The organism is Enterobacter sp. 01-M-02-SI-ECC (assembly GCF_047530595.1).
GTDB classification, from domain to species: Bacteria; Pseudomonadota; Gammaproteobacteria; order Enterobacterales; family Enterobacteriaceae; genus Enterobacter; species Enterobacter cloacae_M.
In genome coordinates this window covers 86,892-103,556 of sequence record NZ_JBLKCZ010000010.1, presented here as the reverse complement: position 1 = coordinate 103,556, position 16,665 = coordinate 86,892, and the positions used below count along the sequence as shown (strand labels likewise).

The 16,665-nt window shown below is 59.8% G+C and carries 16 protein-coding genes; 9 read left to right on the top strand and 7 right to left on the bottom strand.

All coding sequences use genetic code 11. The features are described 5' to 3' along the window. Positions 1 to 9: 9 nt before the first annotated feature. From ACMWLG_RS14775 to mltB, 3 genes are all read right to left on the bottom strand, one after another. Positions 10 to 870 carry a metal ABC transporter permease gene (locus ACMWLG_RS14775; RefSeq protein WP_023308946.1) on the bottom strand — a complete coding sequence of 287 codons (861 nt, stop codon included), beginning with the start codon at positions 868 to 870 and terminating at the stop codon, positions 10 to 12. Continuing rightward, positions 867 to 1,520: a metal ABC transporter ATP-binding protein gene (locus tag ACMWLG_RS14770; protein WP_045404218.1), complete on the bottom strand. Its 654-nt coding sequence runs from the start codon at positions 1,518 to 1,520 to the stop codon at positions 867 to 869. The genes ACMWLG_RS14775 and ACMWLG_RS14770 overlap by 4 nt, the downstream gene beginning before the upstream one ends. A gap of 269 nt (positions 1,521 to 1,789) precedes the next feature. Next, positions 1,790 to 2,890 (bottom strand): lytic murein transglycosylase B, encoded by a 1,101-nt coding sequence (gene mltB / locus ACMWLG_RS14765; protein WP_169810216.1) that lies wholly within the window; start codon positions 2,888 to 2,890, stop codon positions 1,790 to 1,792. Positions 2,891 to 3,143: 253 nt separating this feature from the next. Between mltB and srlA the strand changes: the two genes are divergently transcribed. The 7 genes from srlA (at position 3,144) to gutQ (ending at position 8,054) form a co-directional block, all read left to right on the top strand. Then, positions 3,144 to 3,707: a PTS glucitol/sorbitol transporter subunit IIC gene (gene srlA, locus ACMWLG_RS14760; protein WP_023333189.1), complete on the top strand. Its 564-nt coding sequence runs from the start codon at positions 3,144 to 3,146 to the stop codon at positions 3,705 to 3,707. Next, positions 3,704 to 4,663 (top strand): PTS glucitol/sorbitol transporter subunit IIB, encoded by a 960-nt coding sequence (locus ACMWLG_RS14755; RefSeq protein ID WP_023308950.1) that lies wholly within the window; start codon positions 3,704 to 3,706, stop codon positions 4,661 to 4,663. Before srlA ends, ACMWLG_RS14755 begins: the two co-directional genes overlap by 4 nt. 12 nt (positions 4,664 to 4,675) lie before the next feature. Beyond that, a complete protein-coding gene (gene srlB, locus ACMWLG_RS14750; RefSeq protein WP_045404216.1) occupies positions 4,676 to 5,038 on the top strand; it encodes a PTS glucitol/sorbitol transporter subunit IIA in 363 nt (120 codons plus the stop codon). A 14-nt stretch (positions 5,039 to 5,052) separates the two neighbouring features. After that, positions 5,053 to 5,832, top strand: coding sequence for a sorbitol-6-phosphate dehydrogenase (srlD, locus tag ACMWLG_RS14745; protein WP_045404214.1), 780 nt, complete (start codon positions 5,053 to 5,055; stop codon positions 5,830 to 5,832). Positions 5,833 to 5,899: 67 nt separating this feature from the next. Then, positions 5,900 to 6,259 carry a transcriptional regulator GutM gene (gene gutM, locus ACMWLG_RS14740; protein WP_045404213.1) on the top strand — a complete coding sequence of 120 codons (360 nt, stop codon included), beginning with the start codon at positions 5,900 to 5,902 and terminating at the stop codon, positions 6,257 to 6,259. Between the two features lie 63 nt (positions 6,260 to 6,322). After that, positions 6,323 to 7,096 (top strand): glucitol operon DNA-binding transcriptional repressor SrlR, encoded by a 774-nt coding sequence (gene srlR, locus ACMWLG_RS14735; protein ID WP_032640855.1) that lies wholly within the window; start codon positions 6,323 to 6,325, stop codon positions 7,094 to 7,096. Next, positions 7,089 to 8,054 carry an arabinose-5-phosphate isomerase GutQ gene (gene gutQ / locus ACMWLG_RS14730; protein ID WP_045404212.1) on the top strand — a complete coding sequence of 322 codons (966 nt, stop codon included), beginning with the start codon at positions 7,089 to 7,091 and terminating at the stop codon, positions 8,052 to 8,054. Before srlR ends, gutQ begins: the two co-directional genes overlap by 8 nt. Here gutQ and norR read toward each other — a convergent pair. Further along, on the bottom strand, positions 8,051 to 9,565 hold the full coding sequence (gene norR, locus ACMWLG_RS14725) for a nitric oxide reductase transcriptional regulator NorR (RefSeq protein WP_045404211.1): 1,515 nt from the start codon (positions 9,563 to 9,565) through the stop codon (positions 8,051 to 8,053). The genes gutQ and norR overlap by 4 nt on opposite strands. A gap of 186 nt (positions 9,566 to 9,751) precedes the next feature. Here norR and norV point away from each other — a divergent pair, with 186 nt between their 5' ends. Continuing rightward, positions 9,752 to 11,197 carry an anaerobic nitric oxide reductase flavorubredoxin gene (gene norV, locus ACMWLG_RS14720; protein ID WP_045620453.1) on the top strand — a complete coding sequence of 482 codons (1,446 nt, stop codon included), beginning with the start codon at positions 9,752 to 9,754 and terminating at the stop codon, positions 11,195 to 11,197. After that, a complete protein-coding gene (gene norW, locus ACMWLG_RS14715) occupies positions 11,194 to 12,327 on the top strand; it encodes an NADH:flavorubredoxin reductase NorW (protein ID WP_045620452.1) in 1,134 nt (377 codons plus the stop codon). Before norV ends, norW begins: the two co-directional genes overlap by 4 nt. 450 nt (positions 12,328 to 12,777) lie before the next feature. Here the strand turns inward: norW and ACMWLG_RS14710 are convergent, their stop codons facing one another. The 3 genes from ACMWLG_RS14710 to hydN are packed head-to-tail and all read right to left on the bottom strand — an operon-like array spanning position 12,778 to position 16,569. Then, entirely contained in the window at positions 12,778 to 13,800 is a 1,023-nt protein-coding gene (locus ACMWLG_RS14710) for a HoxN/HupN/NixA family nickel/cobalt transporter (protein ID WP_045404208.1), read from the bottom strand. Position 13,801: 1 nt separating this feature from the next. Next, the gene (gene hypF / locus ACMWLG_RS14705) at positions 13,802 to 16,018 is read right to left on the bottom strand and encodes a carbamoyltransferase HypF (RefSeq protein WP_045404207.1); all 2,217 of its coding nucleotides are present in this window, start codon (positions 16,016 to 16,018) and stop codon (positions 13,802 to 13,804) included. Between the two features lie 5 nt (positions 16,019 to 16,023). After that, the gene (hydN, locus tag ACMWLG_RS14700) at positions 16,024 to 16,569 is read right to left on the bottom strand and encodes an electron transport protein HydN (protein WP_023308960.1); all 546 of its coding nucleotides are present in this window, start codon (positions 16,567 to 16,569) and stop codon (positions 16,024 to 16,026) included. Positions 16,570 to 16,665: the final 96 nt, after the last annotated feature.

The following is a 16,665-nucleotide window of genomic DNA, read 5'->3' as shown; positions in this document are numbered from 1 at the left end:
CCCCTTGCGTTAAAAATACGCCCGCAGGCTGCCAGCGAGCCTGCTTCGCGTACCCAGTAAAATGGAAATAAAGAACAGCGCGCTGGCGGTGAGCACGATGGACGGCCCGGCAGGTAGGCTCATCGCCCAGGAGAGGCTCAGCCCCAGCCATGCGCAGAAAATACCGCTTATCCCCGCCATCAGAAGTAAGGCTGGTAGCGTGCGCACCCAGCAGCGTGCCGCCACGGCCGGAAGCATCATCAGCCCGACGGCCATCAGCGTGCCGAGCACCTGAAAACCAGCCACCAGGTTAAGCACCAGCAGCGCCAGAAACAGTCCGTGCAGCAGGCCAGGCAGCCAGCGGGCGTTCACCTGCAGCCAGGCAGTATCAAACGCTTCTGTGACCAGCCCGCGATAAAACAGCGCCAGTGTGATAAGGGTGAACATACACACGCCCGTGACAAACAGCGCGGCGTCCTTGTCCACGGCGAGGATAGAGCCAAACAGCAGATGCAGCAGATCGACATTCGACCCGCGCAGCGACACCAGCGTGACCCCCAGCGCCAGCGAGCCAAGATAAAACCCGGCAAAGCTGGCATCTTCTTTCAGCGGCGTGCGTCGACTGACCAGACCGGCCAGCAGCGCCACGGTAATTCCCGCGATAAAACCGCCAATACTCATCGCCAGCAGCGACATACCGCTGAGCAAATACCCCACGGCGACACCCGGCAAAATGGCGTGAGAAAGGGCGTCGCCCATCAGGCTCATCCGACGCAGCTGAAGAAACACGCCGAGCGCGGTGGTGCTGACGGAGAGCGCCAGGCAAACCACCAGCGCGCGACGCATAAAGCCGTACTCAATGAACGGTTGAAAAAAGAGATGCCAGATCATGCCACCCTCACCCGCTCGGTTTTCCACTGGGGAACGTCAGCATCCAGCCGCAGCGTCTGCGGAAAATGGCGCGACACGCGCTCGCTGTCGTGCAGTACCGCGAGCAGCGTTTGCCCCTGCATATACATCTCCAGCATCAAATCCATCAGCACGCTGCAGGTGGTTTCATCGACCCCGGTAAAGGGTTCATCCAGCATCACCAGCGGCGCCTGCTGCACCAGGACGCGGGCAAACAGCATGCGCTGAAACTGACCGCCGGAGAGTTCATCGATGGTGGATAACGCCATGGACTCAAGCCCAACGCGCTCAAGCGCGCTGGCAATGCGCAGCCGCGTTTCGCGACGAAACCCGGAAAAAAGCGAAATGCCCGGCCAGCAGCCCATGCTTACCACGTCCTGTACGGTCAGCGGAAACTGCGCCTCCAGGGCGTGACGCTGTGCCAGCCAGCCGATGACCGGGCGCTTACCCTGCCAGCGGAAACCGCCGCTGACGGGAGGAATAAACCCCGCCAGCGTTTTCAGCAGCGTGGATTTCCCGCAGCCGTTAGCGCCGATAATGGCGGTCATGCTGCCGCGCTCAATGGTGCCCGAGAGGGGCCGCGTAACGGGCTGGCGTTCATAACCCGCGACCAGTTCGTTCATCACGATCATGGCAGTGCCACCGCCCAGCGCACGGCCAGCCCGATAAAGACAACCAGCACCAGCGCCAGCAAAAGCCGAACCAGAGCAGACAGAGAAAAAAGGGACGTTGACATGTCGACACCGCATTAAATGTTATAACATAACAATAATGAAAGGCGGTTAAGATGTAAATGACGGGTTTGAAAAGGGAGTGTGGCGAAATGTTTCTGCAGGAAATAGGTGCGGGCTGATGCCCTCACCCCAGCCCTCTCCCACAGGGAGAGGGGGAATAAGATGACTTACTGACTAAACGGTGACGCCGCCGGAACGCGCGCCTGAGACACCGCCAGCCCCAGCTGCCATACGGCCATCGCATAGTGAGTGCTGTGGTTATAGCGGGTGATGACGTAGAAGTTCGGCAGACCGTACCAGTACTGATAGCCCGTACCGACATCCAGACGCAGCAGGCTTGCCTGTTGCGCGTTGCCCAGCGGCTGCGTTGGCGTTAGGCCTGCCGCTGCCAGCTGCGAAATGCTGTAGTTGGTTTTGAAGCCGTTTTCCAGCCCCGGCGCCTGACCGTTCGCCTGCACCGCCACCTGGCCGCCCGGCACCCAGCCGTGTGCTTTGAAGTAGTTCGCCACGCTGCCGATGGCATCTACCGGATCCCACAGGTTGATATGACCGTCCCCGTTAAAGTCGACGGCATATTGTTTATAGGAGGACGGCATAAACTGGCCGTAGCCCATCGCGCCGGCAAACGACCCTTTCAGATCGAGCGGATCGTCCTGCTCGCTGCGCGCCATCAGCAGGAAGGTTTCCAGCTCGGAAGAGAAATACTCCGCGCGGCGCGGGTAGTTAAAGGAGAGCGTCGCCAGCGCGTCGAGGATGCGGGTTTTCCCCATCACGCGGCCCCAGCGGGTTTCAACGCCAATAATCCCGACGATGATTTCAGGCGGTACGCCGTATACCTGCCACGCGCGGTTGAGCGCATCTTCATACTGATTCCAGAACACCACGCCATTTTGCACGTTGTCCGGGGTAATAAACTGTTTGCGATAGCGCAGCCACGCGCCGTTCGGCCCGCTCGGCACCTGGGCCGTCGGCGCCTGCCTGTCCATCAGGCGCAGCACGTAGTCCAGGCGCTTGGCCTGAGACAAAATTTCGTGCAGCTGCTGTCTGTCAAAGCCGTGCTTGCTCACCATTTTATCGATGAACTGCTCGGCCGCCGGGTTATTCGCGAAGTCGCCGCCCATCTGCATCATATTGTGCTGCGGCTCCAGCAGGAATCCTCCGGAAGGCGCGCCCGCCGTTTGCTGAACGGCTTCGGTCTTAGGTTTGCTACTACAGGCAGACAGCAGAATAAGCGCAGGCAACAGCGCTGCATAACGACGCTTGAACATGAGACATCCATTTAACGGGTTCGATAAGAACCCAGTATGGTAAAGCATCCGCAACACCTCAAGGAAGCGGTACGCACCTCCCCTACGCAAATCCGCGCTTTTTTCCACCGAAAATCATTCGCCCCGCCAATAAACTTTCAAAATAATCCATTTTTCTTTCATTGTGAGATCTAACTAACACTTTAAAACCTTTCAAAGTGATTATTATTAACCGCAGTCAGACAAAAACAAAAAAGCCCCACAGGAGAGAAGAATGATAGAAACCATCACCCACGGCGCCGAGTGGTTCATCGGGCTGTTTCAGAAAGGCGGAGAAGTGTTCACCGGCATGGTGACCGGGATCCTGCCCCTGCTGATCAGCCTGCTGGTGATCATGAACGCGCTGATCAACTTTATCGGCCAGCAGCGCATCGAACGCTTCGCCCAGCGCTGTGCCGGGAATCCGCTGTCCCGCTACCTGGTACTGCCGTTCATCGGTACCTTCGTGTTCTGCAACCCGATGACCTTAAGCCTCGGCCGCTTCATGCCGGAAAAGTACAAGCCGAGCTACTACGCCGCCGCCTCCTACAGCTGCCATTCCATGAACGGCCTGTTCCCGCACATTAACCCCGGCGAGCTGTTTGTCTATCTCGGGATCGCCAGCGGCCTCACCACCCTTGGCCTGCCGCTCGGCCCGCTGGCGGTGAGCTACCTGCTGGTTGGCCTGGTCACCAACTTCTTCCGCGGCTGGGTGACCGACCTCACCACCGCCATTTTTGAGAAAAAAATGGGCATCCAGCTTGAACAGAAAGTCCATCTTTCAGGAGCCACAGCATGAACCGGATCCGCATTGAAAAAGGCACGGGCGGCTGGGGCGGCCCGCTGGAGTTCGACGCCACCGAAGGCAAAAAGATCGTCTACATCACCGCAGGCACGCGCCCGGCAATCGTCGACAGACTGCGCGAGCTGACCGGCTGGGAAGCGGTCGACGGCTTCAAGGAAGGCGAGCCGCCGGAAGCGGAAATCGGCGTGGCGGTAATCGACTGCGGCGGCACGCTGCGCTGCGGTATCTATCCGAAGCGCCGCATTCCGACGGTGAATATTCACTCCACCGGAAAATCCGGCCCGCTGGCGCAGTACATCCTTGAGGACATTTATGTCTCAGGCGTGAAGGAGGACAACATCACGCTGGTGAATGGCACTGCCGCGCCGCAAAAAGCGGCCCCGCGCGAGTACGACACCAGCAAGAAAATCACCGAACAGAGCGACGGCCTGCTGGCGAAGGTCGGGATGGGCATGGGTTCCGCCGTGGCGGTGTTGTTCCAGTCCGGGCGCGACACCATCGACACGGTGCTGAAAACCATTCTGCCGTTTATGGCATTCGTCTCGGCGCTGATCGGCATCATCATGGCGTCCGGCCTGGGCGACTGGATTGCCCACGGCCTCGCCCCGCTCGCGAGCCACCCGCTCGGGCTGGTGACGCTGGCGCTGATCTGCTCCTTCCCGCTGCTGTCGCCGTTCCTCGGCCCTGGCGCGGTAATTGCCCAGGTCATCGGCGTGCTGATTGGCGTGCAGATTGGTCTGGGGAACATTCCCCCGCACCTCGCCCTGCCCGCCCTGTTCGCCATTAACGCCCAGGCGGCGTGCGATTTCATCCCCGTAGGGCTGTCGCTGGCCGAAGCGCGCCAGGACACCGTGCGCGTGGGCGTGCCGTCGGTGCTGGTCAGCCGCTTCCTGACGGGCGCACCGACGGTGCTGATTGCCTGGTTTGTCTCCGGCTTTATCTATCAATAAGAGGTTCCTGCCATGACCGTGATTTACCAGACCACTATTACCCGCATCGGCCAGAGCGCCGCCGACGCGCTGAGCGACCAGATGCTGATCACCTTCCGGGAAGGCGCCCCGGCGGATATCGAAGAGTTTTGTTTTATCCACTGCCACGGCGAGCTGAACGGTGAGCTGAAGGCAGGAAGCCAGCTGGAGCTGGGAGAGGCGCGCTATGCCGTAACCGCCGTCGGCGACGTGGCCGAGCAAAACCTGCGCGAGCTGGGCCACATCACCCTGCGTTTTGACGGACAGCCGCAGGCGGAGTACCCCGGTACGGTTCACGTGGCGGGCCCGGTTCCGCAGGCTGTCATCCCAGGCTGCACGTTAAAATTTGTTTCGTAATTAAGGAGATACACATGAGTCAGGTTGCCGTTGTCATTGGTGGAGGACAAACCTTAGGCGAGTTCCTCTGCCGTGGGCTTGCCGCAGAGGGCTACCGCGTGGCGGTAGTGGACATTCAGAGTGAAAAAGCCGCCCGCGTGGCGGACACCATTAACACCGAGTTTGGCGAAGGGATGGCGTACGGGTTTGGTGCCGACGCCACCAGCGAGCAGAGCGTGATGGCGCTGGCCCGCGGCGTGGACGAGATTTTTGGCCGTACCGACCTGCTGGTTTATAGCGCCGGTATTGCGAAAGCGGCCTTTATCAGCGATTTCGAGTTGGGGGACTTTGACCGCTCGCTGCAGGTGAATCTGGTGGGCTATTTCCTCTGCGCCCGCGAGTTTTCCCGTCTGATGATCCGCGACGGCATTCAGGGGCGCATCATTCAGATCAACTCCAAATCAGGGAAAGTGGGCAGCAAGCACAACTCCGGCTACAGCGCGGCGAAGTTTGGCGGCGTGGGGCTGACGCAGTCTCTGGCGCTGGATCTGGCCGAATACGGGATTACCGTTCACTCGCTGATGCTGGGCAACCTGCTGAAATCGCCGATGTTCCAGTCCCTACTGCCGCAGTACGCCACCAAACTTGGCATCAAAGCGGACGAGGTGGAGCAGTACTACATCGATAAAGTGCCGCTGAAGCGCGGGTGCGACTATCAGGACGTGCTGAACATGCTGCTGTTTTACGCCAGCCCGAAAGCGTCTTACTGCACCGGGCAGTCGATTAACGTCACCGGCGGGCAGGTGATGTTCTGATCGAGCGGCCTGATGCCCTCACCCTAACCCTCTCCCACCGGGAGAGGGAACATAATAAGGAGTCGATATGGTCACCGCACTCATCACCGTCGCCGCCCTCGCCTGGATCTGCCAGATGGCGTTTGGCGGCTGGCAGATCCACCAGTTTAACCGCGCGTTTGACGCTCTGTGTCAGAAAGGCCGCGTGGGCGTCGGGCGTTCCGGCGGACGCTTCAAACCGCGGGTCGTCGTCGCCGTGGCGCTGGATGAAAACAATCACGTCTGCGATTCCCTCATCATGCGCGGCATGACCGTCTTCGCGCGGCCGGTGAAAATCCAGGCAATTAACGGCATTTCGTTGCAGGAATTGCGGCCTGATGTGATCTTTCCCCATGATCCACTCTGTCAGAATGCACTATCATTAGCGCTTAATCTGAAACATGGATAATTTCGTTGTGAAAGCTATAGACTTGCGAAATTATCATTTCGCAACCTAAGGAACGAAGCGCCTATGAAACCTCGTCAGCGGCAGGCGGCCATTCTCGAGCATCTGCAAAAGCAGGGAAAATGCTCGGTAGAGGATCTGGCCCACTACTTTGACACCACCGGCACGACAATACGCAAGGACCTGGTATTGCTCGAAAACTCTGGCGCCGTCATTCGAACCTACGGCGGCGTGGTGCTCAACAAGGACGAAGCGGACCCGCCTATCGATCACAAAACGCTGATCAATACCCACCAGAAAGCGCTGATTGCCGAAGCCGCCGTCAAATTTATCCACGATGGCGACTCCATCATTCTGGATGCAGGCAGCACCGTCCTGCAGATGATCCCGCTGCTCAGCCGCTTTAACAACATCACGGTGATGACCAACAGCCTGCACATCGTCAACGCCCTGTCGGAGTTTGACAGCGAGCAGACCATCCTGATGCCCGGCGGCACCTTCCGCAAAAAATCGGCGTCGTTTCACGGCCAGCTGGCGGAGAATGCCTTCGACCACTTCAGCTTTGATAAACTCTTTATGGGCACCGACGGCATCGACCTGAACGCAGGCGTTACGACGTTCAACGAGGTTTTCAGCGTCAGTAAAGCGATGTGCAACGCCGCGCGGGAAGTGATTTTGATGGCAGACTCGTCGAAGTTTGGCCGCAAAAGCCCCAACATTGTCTGTAGCCTTGAAAGCGTTGATAAGCTGATTACCGACGCGGGTATCGACCCGGCGTTCAAGAAAGCGCTGGAAGAGAAAGGAATCGACGTGATCGTAACCGGAGAGAGAGATGAGTGATTTTCTGTTAGAAACGGGCCGCCAGACGCTGATGCTGGAACTGCAGGAAGCCAGCCGCCTGCCGGAACGTCTGGGCGAGGATTTTGTCCGCGCCGCCAACACCATTATCCACTGCGAAGGCAAAGTGATCGTGGCGGGCATCGGTAAATCCGGCCATATCGGCAAAAAGATTGCCGCGACGCTCGCGAGCACCGGCACCCCGGCTTTTTTTGTGCATCCGGCAGAGGCGCTGCACGGCGATCTGGGGATGATTGAAAGCCGCGACGTGATGCTGTTTATCTCCTACTCCGGTTCGGCCAAAGAGCTGGACCTGATTATTCCACGCCTGCAGGAAAAATCGGTCGCCCTGCTGGCGATGACCGGGAAGTCCCGCTCGCCGCTGGCGCTGGCCGCCAAAGCGACGCTGGACATATCCGTCGAGCGCGAAGCCTGCCCGATGCACCTCGCCCCGACCTCCAGCACCGTTAACACCCTGATGATGGGCGACGCGCTGGCCATGGCGGTGATGCAGGCGCGCGGCTTTAACGAAGAAGATTTTGCCCGTTCGCATCCGGCGGGGGCCCTCGGCGCGCGGCTGCTCAATAAAGTGCATCACCTGATGCGCACCGACGATGCCATTCCGCAGGTCAAACTTGATACCAGCGTCATGGACGCGATGCTGGAGCTGAGCCGCACCGGCCTGGGCCTGGTGGCGGTTTGCGACAGCGACGGCTTCGTGAAGGGCGTCTTTACCGACGGCGACCTGCGCCGCTGGCTGGTGGGCGGCGGCAGGCTGGAAGCGCGGGTTTCGGAAGCGATGACCCAGGGCGGGCTGACGCTGAACGCCGAGAGCCGCGCCATTGAGGCCAAAGAGAGTCTGATGAAGCGTAAAATCACCGCCGCGCCGGTGGTGGATGACGTCGGCAGGCTGTGCGGCGCCATCAACCTGCAGGATTTCTATCAGGCCGGCATTATCTAACCCTTCAGTCCCAGACGCTTCGCCAGCCTGTGCAGGTTGGCGACGTCCATCTCCAGCGCCCGCGCGCACGCCGCCCAGCTGCGGTTATTCTGCTCCAGCGCGCGGATAATCATCTGACGCTGAAACGCCTCAGTGGCTTCGCGCAGATTTTCATTTACCGTTTCTGGTAGAGCCTGGGCGATTGCCGGTGCGGTTTCATCCTGCAGCGCAAAATGCCGCGCGTGGATCACAACTTCGTCACCCGAACGCGTCGCCCGCGCCAGCACCACCGCGCGGTGAATCGCGTGCTCCAGCTCGCGCACGTTGCCCGGCCAGCCGTAGCTCAGCAGATGCGACCTCGCACCCGGGCTCAGCACCACGCGGGAAAGCCCCATCCTGAGGCGGCACTGCTCGCAGAAAAAGCCCGCCAGCAGCACCACGTCGTCCCCGCGCTCGCGCAGCGGCGGCACGGTAAGCGGGAACACGCTCAGGCGATGGAACAGGTCGGCTCGGAACTGCCCTGCCACCACCGCTTCACGCAGGTCGCGGTTCGTTGCCGCCAGCACGCGAACGTCCACTCTGTGGCTTCGGTCATCCCCCACGCGCTGCATGTCGCCGTACTGCAACACGCGCAGCAGCTTGGCCTGCAGCGACAGGGAGAGCTCGCCGATTTCATCCAGAAACAGCGTGCCGTTATCGGCCATTTCGAATTTGCCGCTGCGGTTGCTGATGGCCCCGGTAAACGCCCCTTTAACGTGACCAAACAGCTCGCTTTCCGCCACGCTTTCCGGAAGCGCGGCGCAGTTGAGGTACACCAGCGGGTTCACCGCGCGCGGCGAGGCTTCGTGAATGGACTTCGCGACCAGCTCCTTGCCGGTGCCGGTTTCCCCGAAGATCAGCACGTTCAGGTCTGAGGCGGCGACAATCTCAATCTCTTTTTTGAGCTGCGCCATGCCCGGAGAAAGGCCGATCATCTCCGTTTGCGTCACCTGCTCAAACGCCGCCGGGCTGCCGGGAAGAATGTTCTGGCTCTCCAGCTGTTCAATCAGCAGGGCATTGTTCAGCGCCCCGGCGGCCAGGGCGGCAATCAGGCGCAGCTCTTCGTCGCTAAAGGTGTCGAACTGGTCCGGCGACAGGCCGTCGAGGGTCAGCGCGCCGATCAGGTTTTGCCCGGCAAATAAAGGCAGGCCGATACAGGCGTGAACCTTCAGGCTCTCCTGTCCGGGAATAAGCCCGTCGTACGGGTCGGGCAGATCGCTGTCCGCCGGGAAGCGCACTACGTCACCCGCGCGGGCGATGGTTTCCAGACGCGGATGGCCCTCAAGGGTAAAACGCCGCCCGAGCACGTCCTTCGCCAGCCCGTCGATAGCCAGCGGAATAAACTGCCGCCCCTCGTAGCGCAGCAGCGCCGAGGCGTCGCACTCAAGCACGTGGCGCAGCGTGGAGATCAGCCGCTGAAAGCGGTCCTGATGGCCGATACCGGTCTGCAGCTCAATGGCGATCTTCGCCAGCACGTCTACGGAAAAGCTCATAGAGACCTCGCTGTCATTTTGACAATGCATGTTGTCATATTGACACTACTTTGGATAGTCATAATGACTACCCATTACGGATCATAAAAATATTAATTAAGTAAAATCAATAAATTAAAAACTGGCACGCAACTTGATATAGGCAAATCATCTTATTTGAAAATGCTGTATTACGTAGAGGTTGCTATGTCTATTCTGGTTAAAAATAACATTCATTGGGTCGGTCAACGTGACTGGGAAGTGCGCGATTTCCACGGGACGGAATACAAAACGCTGCGCGGCAGCAGCTACAACAGCTATCTCATCCGCGAAGAAAAAAACGTGCTGATCGATACCGTCGATCACAAGTTCAGCCGCGAGTTCGTGCAGAACCTGCGCAGCGAAATTGACCTGGACGCCATCGACTACATCATCATCAACCACGCGGAAGAGGACCACGCCGGCGCGCTGACCGAGCTGATGTCTTACATCCCGAACACGCCGATCTACTGCACCACCAACGCCATCGACTCGATCAACGGCCACCACCACCATCCGGAGTGGAATTTCCACACCGTTAAAACCGGCGACGCGCTGGATATAGGCAACGGCAAGCAGCTGATCTTCGTGGAAACGCCGATGCTGCACTGGCCGGACAGCATGATGACATACATGACCGACGACGCGGTGCTGTTCAGCAATGACGCCTTCGGCCAGCACTACTGCGACGAGCGCCTGTTCAACGACGAAGTGGACCAGACCGAACTCTTCGAGCAGTGCCAGCGCTACTACGCCAACATTCTGACCCCGTTCAGCCGCCTGGTGACGCCAAAAATCACCGAGATCCTCGGCTTTAACCTGCCGGTGGACATGATTGCCACCTCCCACGGCGTGGTGTGGCGTGAAAATCCCACCCAGATTGTGGAGCTCTACCTGAAATGGGCGGCGGACTATCAGGAAGACCGCATCACTATTTTCTACGACACCATGTCCAACAACACCCGCATGATGGCGGACGCCATTGCCCAGGGCATCAACGAAGTGGACCCCAACGTGGCGGTGAAAATCTTCAACGTGGCGCGCAGCGATAAGAACGAGGTATTGACCAACGTCTTCCGCTCTAAGGGCGTGCTGGTGGGCACCTCCACCATGAACAACGTGATGATGCCGAAAATTGCCGGTCTGGTGGAAGAAATGACCGGTCTGCGTTTTCGCAACAAGCGCGCCAGCGCCTTTGGCTCCCACGGGTGGAGCGGCGGCGCGGTAGACCGTCTGTCTACGCGCCTGCAGGATGCGGGCTTTGAGATATCCCTCAGCCTGAAGGCGAAATGGCGCCCGGATATCGACGCCCAGGAGGTCTGCCGCCAGCACGGCCGCGACATTGCCCGTCAGTGGGCGCTCGCACCGCTTCCGCAAGCTGCCGAACCAACCGCACAGCAGGAAACCTGCGCCTGCGCCGCCGCGGCAGCCGCCGATGCCGGACCGCGCATGCAGTGCAGCGTCTGCCAGTGGATTTACGACCCGGCGCTGGGCGAGCCGCGGCAGGACGTTGCGCCGGGCACGCCGTGGAGTGACGTGCCGGACAATTTCCTCTGCCCGGAGTGTTCACTCGGTAAAGACGTCTTTGACGAACTGGGTACGGAGGCAAAATGAACAACGGTATCGTCATCATCGGCTCGGGCTTTGCCGCCCGCCAGCTGGTGAAAAACATCCGCAAGCAGGACGCCAGCGTGCCGCTGACGGTGATCGCCGCCGACAGCATGGACGAGTACAACAAGCCTGATCTAAGCCACGTGATTAGTCAGCATCAGCGCGCCGAAGACCTCACCCGTCAGACAGCGGGGGAGTTCGCGGAACAGTTTAACCTGCGTCTGTTCCCTTACACCTGGGTCACCGACATCGACGCTGCCGCCCACGAGGTGAAAGCAAAAGAGAAAACCTGGCAGTACGACAAACTGGTGCTGGCCACGGGTGCCTCTGCGTTTATGCCGCCGGTTGAAGGCCGCGAGCTGACGATCACCCTGAACAGCCAGCAGGAGTATCAGGCCAGCGAAACGGCGCTTCGCGACGCGCAGCGCGTGATGATTGTCGGCGGCGGGCTGATAGGCACCGAGCTGGCGATGGATTTCTGCCGGGCGGGTAAATCCGTGACTATGGTCGACCACGCGGCAAGCATTCTGTCGTCGCTGATGCCCGTAGAAGTAAGCAGTCGCTTACAGCATCGCCTGACCGACATGGGGGTGCATCTGATGTTGAAATCGCAGCTGCAAAGCCTGAGCAAAACCGAAGGCGGCATTCGTGCCACTCTCGACCGCAGCCGCAGCGTTGAGGTGGATGTGGTAATCGCTGCAACGGGTCTGCGCCCGGAAACCGCGCTGGCGCATCGCGCAGGCGCCGAAATACAGCGTGGCGTGAAGGTAAATAGCTACCTGCAAACCACGCAACCTGATATTTACGCGTTAGGTGACTGCGCTGAAATTAACGGTCAGGTACTGCCCTTTTTACAGCCAATTCAATTAAGCGCGATGTATCTGGCGAAAAACCTGCTCGGCGGCAGCGCGCCGCTGAAATTACCCTCCATGCTGATTAAAGTCAAAACGCCAGAATTACCGCTGCATCTTGTCGGTGAAACGCAGCGTCAGGATCTGAACTGGCAAATTACCCTCGAACCGCAGGGAATGGTCGCGCGCGGCGCGGATAACGAGGGTCAGATTCGCGCTTTTGTGGTTAGTGAAGACCGGATGAAGGAGGCTTTCGCACTGCTGAAACTGTTACCTGCTTAACCTTCTCGTTGCCAGGCGGCGCTTCGTTTACCCGTCCAACAACGAGTCTACGCAGAGTTAACCTTTGAATTTTATTATTCACCGCCCCGATATTCCGGGGCTTTTTCTTACGCATTCTATTCATCAAATAAATGCAAAGTAGATATATCATCGCCATCAATCCCTTATTTATTATTTTCGTAAATGCTTTAATATGAAACAGCTTAAAAACATCATCCAGATTTATTATTGGCAGCTGACTCAGTCTGAAGAGACATCATCAGCAGGAGGCAAATAATGGCGAATTTTTATAAATAACTCAATTATCTTTCTCGTTATTTCACACAAGCGAAGAATGCGGAATATATTTATTCCGCAAAAGTTCTACATTTTCAGCATCTTTTTTATCGGTATGCCGCTATGCGCCAGCCATTGAGGAAGTCGCGGAGGTTGCGCCGTGCAGGAGCCGGTTCAGGAACGTACCACCAGCGCGTCGTAGCCGCGCCAGCGGTAGTTGACCATGGAGATCAGCCAGCAGGCGACAAACAGCCCGACCACCGCAAACCCGGCGTTGCCCAGGTTGTCGTTTACCGCGCCAATCAGATCCCACACGCCGCCGCTGAGGGCAAATTTGTCCATCAGCAGACCCAGCGCTTCCAGCCCGCCGATAAACAGCGCCACCACCACGGAGGTGCCGGTAATGGTCATGTTGTAGTAGAGCTTGCGCTGCGGCTTGTTGAACGCCCAGCCGTAGGCGCCGACCATCAGCAGGTTATCGAGGGTATCCACCAGCGCCATGCCGCTGGCGAAGAGCGCCGGGAAGACCATGATTGACCACACCGACATCCCGCTTGACGCGCTGGCGGCAGAGATCCCCAGCACGCCAATCTCGGTGGCCGTGTCAAAGCCGAGGCCAAACAGGAAACCGACCAGGTACATCTGCCAGCTTTTATTCACCAGGCGGAAGGTTTTACCAAACAGCCAGTTCATGACGCCGCCCTGGGCAGGGAGCGTGATGTCGCCCTGCACGGACCTGCCCTGTTTCAGCGCCTGAAAACTGCGCCAGACGCCACGCAGGATCACCATGTTCACCAGCGCCATCGCCAGCAGGAAGGTGGCGGAAACCGCGGTGCCGATCAGGCTGCCGGTTTCGTGGAACCACTCCATGTTTTTCTGAAACGCTGTCGCGGTAGCGGCGATAGCAATGGAGGCCAGCACCACGATGGTGGAGTGCCCCAGCGAGAACCACGCCCCCACGCCGGACGGACGTTTGCCCTGCTGCATCATCTTACGCGTCACGGTATCAATCGCCGCGATGTGGTCAGCGTCCACCGCGTGACGCAGCCCGTAGCACCACGCCAGCAGGCTGGCGGCCATCAGCGCCGTGCTGCCGCTAAAAGCGTGCCATGCCCATCCCCAGGCCAGCAGGTTTGCCATTACCAGAGCCAGCAGCAGAAGCGCGGCGCGAGGTTCATTGCGTATGAGTCGTAACATTTTAAGTCCTTTGTGAACATGACCGGGCAGCGGCGATCGCCGCCTGCCCGAAGGAGATCGATCCGTCACCTGCGGGCAGGCGCGAAGGAAAAAGAAGCGTAAAGTCAGAAAGATAATGACGCAGGCGCGCGCGCAGCAGACGGTTGTGCAGCACGCCGCCGCTGAGACAGATTGTCGACAGCGACAGGCGTCGGGCATGGCGCGCGGCGAGATGCGCCAGCCCTTTTGCCAGCGCGTCGTGAAACGCCCACGCGCGCTCGCAGGGCTCAGACTGCCAGGCCAGCCACTGCCGCCAGAAAAGCGCAAGGTTGTCGACAGACAACGTCACCGGATGGTCGACGCCCGCGCACTGCGAGGCCAGCGCTTCCAGCCGGCAGGCCGCTTCACCTTCCCAGGATTGGGTTTCAATACCCAGCGCGCAGGCGACCGCATCAAACAGGCGACCACAGGACGAGGCCTGCGGCGCGTTGATGCCGCGCCGGATCGCCGTTGCCAGCAGCGGCCAGTTTTGACGCTGAACCGCGCGCGTTTCCGGGTACTGCTGCCAGTCAGGGACAAACGCCAGGCAGTGGGCGAGCAGATTGCGCCACGGCTGCCGCGCCGCCAGATCGCCCCCCGGCAGCGCAACGGCAGGCAGCCCGCCCAGACGCTCGCACGCGAGATAGTTCACCCGCAGGCACTCCCCGCCCCACAGCGCGCCGTTCTCGCCCATGCCGATCCCGTCCAGCGTCAGGGCAATCGCGTCTCCGCCGTCGAGAGGCCAGCCGTTCTCCGCCAGGCACGCCGCCGCATGGGCGTGATGATGGAGCACGGTTTCAACGGGCAGCCCCTGCGCCTGCGCCCATCGTTGCGTGTGATAGCCCGGATGGGCGTCGCACACCACGCGCTTCGGCTGAAAGGCGTAAATTTTCTGCATCAGCGAGAGCGCGCCTCGCCACTGCGCTTCGACGCCCTCGTCACCGAGATCGCCAAAATGCTGGCTCAGCACCGCCTGGCTGCCACGCACCAGGCAGAAGGTGTTTTTCATCTCCGCGCCGGTGCATAGCATGGCAGGGATATTCTCAAAACCCGCAGGCAACGTGACGGCATCCGGCACAAAACCGCGCGCGCGGCGAAGCATCGTGCCGTCCCGATCCATCACCGAATCGTCCATCCGCTGCAGGATATCGCGGTTGTGCAGCAGGAAGCCGTCCGCGATGTCGCCGAGTTCATCCAGCGCCTGCTGGTTGGTCATGGCAGGCGGTCTACCGCTGAGGTTGCCGGAAGTCATCACCAGCGGGCGCTGGCAATCCATCATCAGAAGGTGTTGCAGCGGGTTAGCGGGAAGCATGATGCCAGTACAATCGAGCCCGGGTGCAATCCCTTCGGGAAACCCGGGAAGCGAGGCTTTTGGGGTCAGCACAATCGGCGCTGCGGAGGAGCGTAACAGCGTCTGGATCGCCTCCGGCACGCCGTCCGCGTTTGGGATCATCACCGCCAGCGGCTTCGCGGGACGCTGCTTGCGAGCCCGGAGCGTCGCGACCGCCTGCGGATTACGCGCGTCGCAGACGAGATGAAAACCGCCCAGCCCTTTGACCGCGACTATGCCGCCGCTTTTCAGCATCGCCACCGCCGCGCTCAGCGCAGCCTCACGGGAAGCGGTGATGTCGCCCGCACGCCATTCCAGCGCTGGCCCGCAGTCCGGGCAGGCTACCGGCTGGGCGTGAAAACGTCGATCGGCGGGGTTGCGGTATTCCGTCTCACAAGGCAGGCAGAGGGGAAATGCGGCCATTGACGTGGCCGGACGGTCATAGGGCATCGCACGGATAATGGTAAACCGCGGCCCGCAGTGCGTGCAGTTGATGAACGGATAGCGATAGCGGCGCTCGGCAGGGTCGCGCATTTCAGCCAGGCACGCCGGACAGGTCGCGGCGTCGGGAACAATCTGGGTGTCCATCGCCCCGCCCGCGCTGTGGCGGATGGTAAAGTCCTCCGGCACCTGCGCCCAGGTAAACGGCTGCGTTTCAACGTGGTCAATGCGTGCCAGCGGCGGGCAGTCCTGATGCAGCCTCGCGGTAAAGGCCCCCCCATTACCCGCGAGGCGCACCAGCACGCCCTCTCCATCATTGCAGACGTCACCGGTTAACTGAAGCGCCTGCGCCAGCTGCCAGACGAAGGGACGAAACCCCACGCCCTGCACCTTGCCGCGCACGCGCAGCTGTACGCCGTTACTGCACATACGGTTCAGAACAGCAGCGATGACGACGTGTCGAATGCCGCGCGACGGCGCTTTTCAGCGCTCATCTGCTCAAGCTTGTCGCGATCCACGCAGACCAGCGCATGCGTCGGGCAGGCTTCCATGCAGGCCGGACCGGCGTCGCGGTGATAGCAAAGATCGCATTTGTTGGCTTCGGCTTTCTCCGCACGTACGCTCAGCCCCATGCCGCTGTTGCGTACCACCGGACGGACAACCACCTCCATCGCGCCGTACGGGCAGGCAACCACGCAGGTTTTGCAGCCAATGCAGCGCTCCTGCATGACGTGCACAAAGCCTTTCTCGCGTTTAATCGCCCCGTTCGGGCAGACGTTCGCGCACGGTGCGTCTTCGCACTGGCGACAGATGGCGGCGGTGGAAATATTCACGCCTTTGATGACGTGGATGCGCGGCAGGAAGGTGTCAGGGGTGAGCGACGCGCAGTCCTGCTCCGCCTGATGGGAAACCACGCACGCCACTTCACAGGTACGGCAACCAATACACTTACTGGCATCGGCCATAATAAAACGGTTCATCTGCTTCTCCAGCATTACAGTTATGCGCGGAGATATTCATAAACCGTGCCAATAATTAACCTATTGATTTTATATGAATTTAAAAATTACGGCGGC